The organism is Pseudofrankia sp. EUN1h (genome assembly GCF_001854645.1).
Classification (GTDB): domain Bacteria; phylum Actinomycetota; class Actinomycetes; order Frankiales; family Frankiaceae; genus Pseudofrankia; species Pseudofrankia saprophytica.
Genome location: NZ_MBLN01000017.1, coordinates 1 through 8,075 on the forward strand (window position 1 = coordinate 1; position 8,075 = coordinate 8,075).

The window sequence follows — 8,075 nt, forward strand, 5'->3', positions numbered from 1 at the left end:
GTGGGGTGGGTCACGTTGTTGTTGGGGTTTGCCAGCCCGCCGGCTGGCTGTCATGGTGTTTGCAGTGCCCGATCGGGGCACACGCCGGGCGGGACGCCGTATCACTGCCCCCGCCACACACGGCGCACAGGCTTCGGACCCGATGGCAGGGACCGAAGACGGACCGTCGGACACCTTCAGCGTGTCCCGGCCAGCGCAGCATTTTCACGGTCTCCGCCGAACCCTTTCCATCCGGTGGTGGCCTGCCGTGCGTGTCCGTCTTCGTAGGCGTGGGAAAGGACCAGAAGACTCTTGGCTCGTCGTGGCATCTCCAACCGCGTCCGCGCGCTCGTCCTCGGCCCGGCCCTGGCCGCCGCCGTCGGCACCGGCATCGCCGTCACAGCGCCCGCCCACGCGGCCAGCCACCCTGCCTCGGCCCAGYGGTTCCTGTCCGCCGTGATCCCGTGCGAATCCGGCGGCAACCCCCGCGCGGTCAACTCCATCGGCGCCGGAGGCCTCTTCCAGTTCCTGCCCTCCACCTGGCACGGACTCGGCGGCTCAGGCCTCCCCCAGAACGCCTCCACCAGCGAACAGTGGGCCAAGGCCATGAAGCTCTACAACCAGCAGGGCACCAACCCCTGGTACGCCTCCAAGGCCTGCTGGGGCAAGCGAATCTGAGCTCCACCAGGCCTGGGCGAGGCTGAATAGCCGCGCCAGCGGCACGCTGAACACGCACACGAGGCCCCGCGCCAGCCGGCGCGGGGCCTCGGCGTGTTCCAGTCCAGCTTCGGCCGTGTCAGGCGGCAGGCCCGGCTCACTTTTCGGGTAACGACTGGCATCAGACCTTCGGCGTCATGCGCATGACCGGAGGCGGGGTCGGGTCATCGCCCTGGATGAAACTCAGCGACGGAGCGGCGGCCCAGCCCTGGGCGAATCCGAGCAGAGCGAGCGTGCGGTCACGCGCCGAGACTCCCCAGGCATTGTTGTAGAGGCCCGCATCGCCGTCCCCGAACCGCTCACCCAAGGTCGCGAGCATCTCCTGGAACTCGGGCGTGAAAGCCTTCGACATCGCTGTCGATTCGGTGGTCCCCACCAGGTTCTTCTGCAGTTGGCGCATGAGCAGGGTGAAACGGGCGAAAAGGTGGTCCTCCCAGCTGAAGGTGCTCAGGAAATCCTCACCCACGGCCCCGCCACTCGCGGCMAGGTGCGCGATCTGGTCCGGCGACATGGTGATGTGAATACCGCCCGTGCCGTCGGGCAGCTGGATGGAGCGGATCCGGTCCCGGAAGCCGGGCAGCTCGGCTTGCAGCGTGTCCCGCCAGTTCAGCGACGTGTCGAGAATCTGCAGCAGGAACCCGACGAGACTCCGGATCTGCGCGACCGTCCGCACCCGCTGGCCGGCGTTCGCGACGACCACCGCCGGGGCGAGCGTCACGGGCGCGGCGGCGGCCGTGGGAGCCTCGGCGGAGAGCGCCCCAGACGCGGCGGAGGGCACGGAGGACGCGGACGGGGTCGGCGGCGTTGACGATGCGGGCGGCGCTGAGAACCCCGCGGGCACGTCCGCCGTCGGCGCGGCGCGGCGCGGCCGGCGGACCCGCTCACGCCTGCCCTTCTCGCCGCGCGGCGACGGGACCAGGTCGATCCCGAAGGTCGGGCGGCTGGGCAGCCAGGCGTCGAAGAAGTGCACCGGGAAGTTGCTGGCGATCCCGCCGTCGGAGAACCAGTGCCGGATGGGCCCGGCGCCGCCGGACCCCTGTACCCACAGCGGAACAGCGCAGATCAACACGGGGAAGCTCAGACTCATCCGGGTGGCGACGATGACCGGCAGGTCCCGGGCCGGGAAGGTGCGCAGGTCGGTGGGCGCGCCCGGCACCGGAACCGTCGTCACCGGGGCGCTGACCCGCTCCAGATGCCTGAGCACCTCGAGCGGGAACAGGCGGGCGAACTCGGTCGGCGAGTAGAGGAACGCCTCGCCGACAAACGGCAGGTTCAGCGGACGAGCCGCGCTGACGTCCGTGGTCATCATCTCAAGGACGATCTTCTCGTTCGCCCGGCGCGGATGGCCAAGGTCGGCGAAGGTCAGCGGGGCGTCGCCGACGTCGTGGCCGGCACACGTCTGGATCTGCCGGTGCAGCCATTGCGTCAGCGCCTCCGGGCCGTCCTCCGCGGCCGGCATGCCGGAACAGGCACCGTAGAAGGCCGCGGGTAGGCCGCGCGCGGTCCACAGCACCCTGGCCAGGATCGCTCCGACCAGGCCGAGCAGCGCGGTGACGACGACGCCCGGTACGAGCAGCGGCCAGCCATACCAGCGCTGATCGCCCAGCCTGCCGCCGAACCCATACAGGACACCGAGAAGGCCGCCGAATGCGATCCCGGCCGCCACCAGCATCGGCAGCCAGAAGTAACGCGCCGCCCACACCAGCGCGACCCGGACGCGGCCTAGCCACGACCCGCCGACGCTCTGTAGGCCGAACACCAGGCAGAACAACCAGCTGGTCCCCCGACTCGGTTGGAAAAGACCCTCCAGCACGCCCGGCCCGGCGATCTGCTCGCTCGCCGCCGTCAACGCACCGAACCCGCCGGGCCGGCCCGGATCGCGGCGCTGCTGGTATTCGCCGTACTGCGCGGCGGCGGTCAGTGCCGCCCCGATGGCGCCCGCCGACGCGCCGCCAATGCTGTGGAAGTCGTACCTGTTGTGCAGCTCGGCGACCGCCCGGGGATACACGATCCCGCTGGTGATCCCACCTTTCATGATCAGATCACACTGCTCCCGCGAGCCGAGGGCGCCCGGGTTCGCACCAGAGCCCTGGCCCGAACCTGGGAGCGGACTCGAATCAGGGCCTTGGCCCTGACCCTGGCCCGGGAGCGGGCTCGGACCAGGGCCAAGGCCTGGGCCCGAGCCGCCGTCGGGTGTTCCCCCGCCAGGGCTCGCTGGATCGTCCGCACGGGTGCTCGGTGCGCTCATCGCGGCCTCCCCGACCGCCGGCAGGCCGCCTCCCGGCCCACGATCGACGATCACTACCCAAGCTAGCGTGCCGCCACCCACCGGTCTTCCGGGGCGTCGCACCGCGGCGGGCGCCCGTGGCGTCGGCTGTGGCACCTGAGCAAGCCCATGGGCTTCTTCATCCGACACGCTTTCACTGGCCGATGAGTGACCGTGTCGGTTGAGCGTGTTCATAGACGTGCTGATCCGACACGGTCTGGGTTGGCAGGGGCAGCGCGGTCGGGGGGACACCGCGGGCTGGCACGGACCGGGGCAGGCCAGGACACCGGGAACCCAGTTCGGCGCCGCTGCGGCCAGCTCAGCCGCACCCGCTCAACTACTCTCCGTACCCCTACTCGGTGGGTCCCGCGGCGCGGCGCCCGGACGCTATGAGGCGAGCGTGAGGACGCCGCGGGCCAGATCGCCGTGCTCCAGATCCTCGATCGCGCGGTGGAAGTCGGCGACGGGGTAGGTGCGGGTGACCAGCTCGTCCAGCAGCAGCCGGCCGCCCCGGTACAGGTCGACGTACTGGCGGATGTCGGCCTGTGGCCGCGACGAGCCGTACCGGCAGCCCATGATCGACTTGTCGAGGTAGAGGTCGAACGGCGAGAACGTCGACTGCGTGTCCGCCGGCGCCACCCCGAGCAGGACGGCCGTGCCGCCCCAGCCGAGCGAGCCGATCGCCGCCTGGATCAGCGCCGGGTGGCCGACGCACTCGAAGACGTAGTCGTAGCCGAGCGGCGCCGCATCCTCGACGGCGGCCTTCGCCGCGACCGCCGTGTCCTGGCCCGCGGGGTTGACGAAGTCGGTCGCGCCGAACAGCCGCGCGGCCTGCTCCTTCGCCGGGTTCACGTCCACCGCGACGATGCGCGCCGCGCCGGCGATCCGCGCGCCCTGGATCACGTTGAGCCCGATGCCGCCGACCCCGAGCACGGCGACCGTCGACCCCGGTTCCACCTTCGCCCGCCGCAGCACGGCGCCGACGCCGGTGACCACCCCGCATCCGACCAGCGCCGCCGACGTCAGCGGCACATCGGCCGGGATCGGCACGCACTGGTTGGCCTTCACCACCACCTGCTCGGCGAAGCAGGAGATGTTGGCGAAGTTGTAGGCCGGTTCGCCGCGCCAGGTGAACGGCTGGGGCCGCAGGCCGAAGGTCGACCGGCACATCGTCGGCCGGCCGGCGTCGCAGTGCTCGCAGGCCCCGCAGTTGCCGAGCGTCGAGAGCACCACGTGGTCACCGGGTCGCACGTTGCCGACCGAGTCGCCGACCGCCTCGACGACCCCGGCGCCCTCGTGCCCGAGCACGACCGGCACCGGAAAGGGAATCGTTCCGTTGACCACCGACAGATCGCTGTGGCATAAGCCCGCCGCGGCGATGTTCACCAGCACCTCGCCGGGCCCCGGGCCGCGTACCGCCAGATCGTCGACCAGCTCGGCCTTCTGGCCGTCCCACACAACACCCCTCATCGTGCGCCCCTCTCCTGGAACTTGGATCAGCTGGTGAACGTGGTTCAGCCGGGCCAGACGACGCTCTGCAGCTCGCTGTAGGCGTGCAGCGCGAACACGCCGCAGTCGCGGCCGACGCCGCTGTGCTTGAAGCCGCCGAACGGCGTCTCGTGGTTGCGGGCGACGGTGTTGACGCCGACGTTGCCGGTGCGCAGCCGGGTGGCGACCCGGTAGGCGCGCGCGGTGTCCCGGGAGAAGACGTAGTCGTACAGGCCGAACGGCGTGCCGTTCGCGATCGCGAGCGCCTCGTCCTCGTCGTCGAAGGGGAGCACGACGACCACCGGGCCGAAGAACTCCTCCTGGGCGACGGTCATGTCGGGCCGGACGCCGGTCAGCAGCGTCGGCTGCGCGTAGAAGCCGCGTTCCATCGCGGGACGCTCGCCGCCGACGGCGACGGTCGCGCCGGCGGCGACCCCATCGGCCACCAGTTCCTCGACGCGGGTGCGCTGTGCGGCCGAGATCAGCGGACCGACGACGGTGGACGGCTCCATCGGGTCGCCCACCTTGCAGAACCCCGCGTAGGCGACCAGCTTCTCGACGAGCTGGTCGTGGACCGAGCGGTGGACGAGGGCCCTGGTCGGCGCGGTGCAGATCTGGCCGGAGTGGAAGGCCCAGGCGCTGCCGATGCCGGCGGCGGCCTTGTCGAGGTCGGCGTCCTCGAACACGATCGCGGCGCCCTTGCCACCGAGCTCCATGAGCTGGCGCTTGATGTCGCGGCCGGCGGCCTCGCCGATCCGGCGGCCGACGGCGGTGCTGCCGGTGAAGCTGACCATGTCGACGTTCGGGGAGGCGACGAGGGCGGCGCCGGTGTCGGGGGTCGAGCCGGTGACGACGTTGATGACGCCCGCGGGGACGCCGGCCTCGTGGGCGATCTCGGCGAACCGCAGCACCTGCAGCGGGTCCTGCGGAGCCGGCTTGATGACGACCGTGTTGCCCATCGCCAGCGCCGGCGCGACCTTGCCGGCCATGTTCACCAGCGGGAAGTTGTACGGGGTGATGCAGGCGACGACGCCGACCGGCGCGCGGCGGGCCACCGCGCCGACCAGCCCGCCCGGGGCCAGCGGGGTCGCGTCGATGGCCTGCGGCGGGAGCGGCACGAGCGCCGACTCCAGGGCGTGGCGCGCGTAGCGCTGGAACCGCTCGACCGCGACCGGGACCTGCATCGTGGACGCGACCCGCATGGTCGCGCCGGTCTCGGCCTGTACCAGCGGCACGAGGTCGTCGTTGTACTTGGTGAGCAGGTCGCCGATCCGGGCGAGCACCTCGGAGCGGTGCGCCTGGCTCGCCGACGCCCAGCCGTCGAAGGCGGCCCTGGCGGCGGCGGCCGCGTCCTCGGCCTGGGCGGCGCTCGCCTCGGGTGCCTCGCCGACTAACTGCTCGGTGGCCGGGTTGATGACGCCGTAATGGCCGCCGGCCGGTTCCACCCACTCGCCGCCCACGTAGATCCGGCTGCTCGGGACGCCCATGGCGTGTCCCCCCTTGTGCTCGGGGTGAGCCGACGGCCGCGCGTGCTCGGCAAGCCTGGTCGCGCGGCGGGCGGCCCTTGGTCCTCATGCTCCTGACGGCCCGCTGCCTGGTGTCCCTTGGCCGGTACGCGTCCAGAGTTGCGGGCTGACGGTTTCTGACGGTACGTCAGGCCCGCTTGCGCGGCAGCCCGTCGCGGCTAGAGTGTAGAACAGGTTCTAGTCTGAAGCCGACCGGTCGAAGCACGCGATCGGCGGAAGGCTGTTCGCGCGCGGAGCGCGCTCCCAGGCTCCCGCGTGATGTTGCTCCGGGGCCGAGCTCCGGACCCACGTCCAGGGGCTTCGCCCCCAAACCCCGATGGGCGGGGCGCGCGGACACCGCGCCGACGCCTGCCCACGCACCAGACACCAGACACCACGCGAAGGGTGGCCGCGCTCATGGAGTTCGGGATCTTCAACTCGCTCTACCTGCCGAAGCGGCTGTCCGAGGCGGACCCGGTGGGCGCGGAGCACAGCCGGCTGATGGACGAGGTCACCTGGACGCAGGCGGCGGACCGTTCCGGCTTCAAGTACACGTGGGCGACGGAGCACCATTTCCTGGAGGAGTACTCACACCTGTCGGCGAACGAGGTCTTCCTCGCCTACGTCGCCGGCACGACCAGCAACATCCACATCGGCAGCGGCATCATGAACATCACGCCACCGGTCAACCACCCGGCGCGGATCGCCGAGCGCGCCGCGATGCTCGACCACCTCTCCGGCGGCCGCTTCGAGCTGGGCATGGGCCGTGGTTCCTCGAGCACCGAACAGCAGGGCTTCGGCATCGAGGACCCGGCACTGACGAAGCTGATGTTCGACGAGGTCGTCGCCGAGCTGCCGAAGATGTGGAAGGACGAGCCCTACTCCCACGAGGGCCGGTTCTTCACGATGCCCGAACGCAATGTGCTGCCGAAGCCCTTCACCAAGCCGCACCCCCCGCTCTGGGTCGCGGCCGGCAACCCCAGCACGTTCGAGAAGGCCGCCCGGATGGGCCTGGGCGTGCTCTGCTTCGCGAACAGCTCGCCCGATGAGCTGGCCCCGCTCATCGAGCTCTACAAGAAGAACATCGACAAGGCTGAGCCCGTCGGCGGCTACATCAACAACAACATCATGGTCACCAGCCAGATGCTGTGCCTGGAGGACGGCGCCCGGGCCAGGCAGATCGCCACCGACATCACCATGAGTTATCAGCACACCCTGGTCTACCGGTACCTCGACACCTTCCCGAAGCCCGACTGGGTGCCCGCCTGGCCGGCGACGCTGCCCGAGCCGACCGTCGAGGTCCTCGAGCTGGGCGTGCGCGCCGGCACGATCCTCATCGGCGACCCGGACGAGTGCGAGCGCGCCGTCCAGACCTACGTCAACGTCGGCGCCGACCAGCTCACCTTCGGCATGCTGTCGACCACCATGCCGATCGACGTCGCCGTCGAGGCGGTGGAGACGTTCGGCCGCCATGTCCTGCCGAAGTTCGACACCGACCCGGTTCACAGCACCACCCGCCAGCGCGAGGCCCAGCTCGGCGCCTAGGCCGGCCCGGTCTCGGTCGCGCCTCGGTCGGGTCTCGGTCGGCCGGTCGGGACAGGGCGAGGCCCCGCGTCAGCGGACGCGGGGCCTCGTGGTGTGGCGGGACCTGGGTGGTGGCAGGCCGGCCCCGATCCGCGCGGCGGGTGGGGTCGGCGGCTGCTCGCCCAGGCCTGGTGGAGCTCAGATTCGCTTGCCCCAGCAGGCCTTGGAGGCGTACCAGGGGTTGGTGCCCTGCTGGTTGTAGAGCTTCATGGCCTTGGCCCACTGTTCGCTGGTGGAGGCGTTCTGGGGGAGGCCTGAGCCGCCGAGTCCGTGCCAGGTGGAGGGCAGGAACTGGAAGAGGCCTCCGGCGCCGATGGAGTTGACCGCGCGGGGGTTGCCGCCGGATTCGCACGGGATCACGGCGGACAGGAACCGCTGGGCCGAGGCAGGGTGGCTGGCCGCGTGRGCGGGCGCTGTGACGGCGATGCCGGTGCCGACGGCGGCGGCCAGGGCCGGGCCGAGGACGAGCGCGCGGACGCGGTTGGAGATGCCACGACGAGCCAAGAGTCTTCTGGTCCTTTCCCACGCCTACGAAG

At 71.2% G+C, this 8,075-nt stretch carries 6 protein-coding genes; 2 read left to right on the top strand and 4 right to left on the bottom strand.

What is annotated here, in order from left to right; genetic code table 11:
- Positions 1-291 precede the first annotated feature (291 nt).
- Positions 292-657, top strand: a complete 366-nt coding sequence (locus tag BCD49_RS06335) for a transglycosylase family protein (protein ID WP_071041265.1) — start codon at positions 292-294, stop codon at positions 655-657.
- Between the two features lie 160 nt (positions 658-817).
- Here BCD49_RS06335 and BCD49_RS44880 read toward each other — a convergent pair whose 3' ends face one another.
- The 3 genes from BCD49_RS44880 to BCD49_RS06350 all read right to left on the bottom strand — a co-directional run bounded on the left by BCD49_RS44880 (position 818) and on the right by BCD49_RS06350 (position 5,937).
- Complete coding sequence (locus tag BCD49_RS44880; protein ID WP_007518230.1) at positions 818-2,731, bottom strand: patatin-like phospholipase family protein; 1,914 nt, start codon at positions 2,729-2,731, stop codon at positions 818-820.
- A 618-nt stretch (positions 2,732-3,349) separates the two neighbouring features.
- The gene (locus BCD49_RS06345; protein ID WP_007518231.1) at positions 3,350-4,432 is read right to left on the bottom strand and encodes a Zn-dependent alcohol dehydrogenase; all 1,083 of its coding nucleotides are present in this window, start codon (positions 4,430-4,432) and stop codon (positions 3,350-3,352) included.
- Positions 4,433-4,476: 44 nt separating this feature from the next.
- Positions 4,477-5,937 carry an aldehyde dehydrogenase family protein gene (locus BCD49_RS06350; RefSeq protein WP_007518232.1) on the bottom strand — a complete coding sequence of 487 codons (1,461 nt, stop codon included), beginning with the start codon at positions 5,935-5,937 and terminating at the stop codon, positions 4,477-4,479.
- 435 nt (positions 5,938-6,372) lie between these two features.
- Here BCD49_RS06350 and BCD49_RS06355 point away from each other — a divergent pair, with 435 nt between their 5' ends.
- Positions 6,373-7,500, top strand: coding sequence for an LLM class flavin-dependent oxidoreductase (locus BCD49_RS06355; RefSeq protein WP_007518233.1), 1,128 nt, complete (start codon positions 6,373-6,375; stop codon positions 7,498-7,500).
- A 177-nt stretch (positions 7,501-7,677) separates the two neighbouring features.
- Here BCD49_RS06355 and BCD49_RS06360 read toward each other — a convergent pair whose 3' ends face one another.
- Positions 7,678-8,043 (bottom strand): transglycosylase family protein, encoded by a 366-nt coding sequence (locus BCD49_RS06360; protein ID WP_007518229.1) that lies wholly within the window; start codon positions 8,041-8,043, stop codon positions 7,678-7,680.
- Between the last annotated feature and the right edge of the window lie 32 nt (positions 8,044-8,075).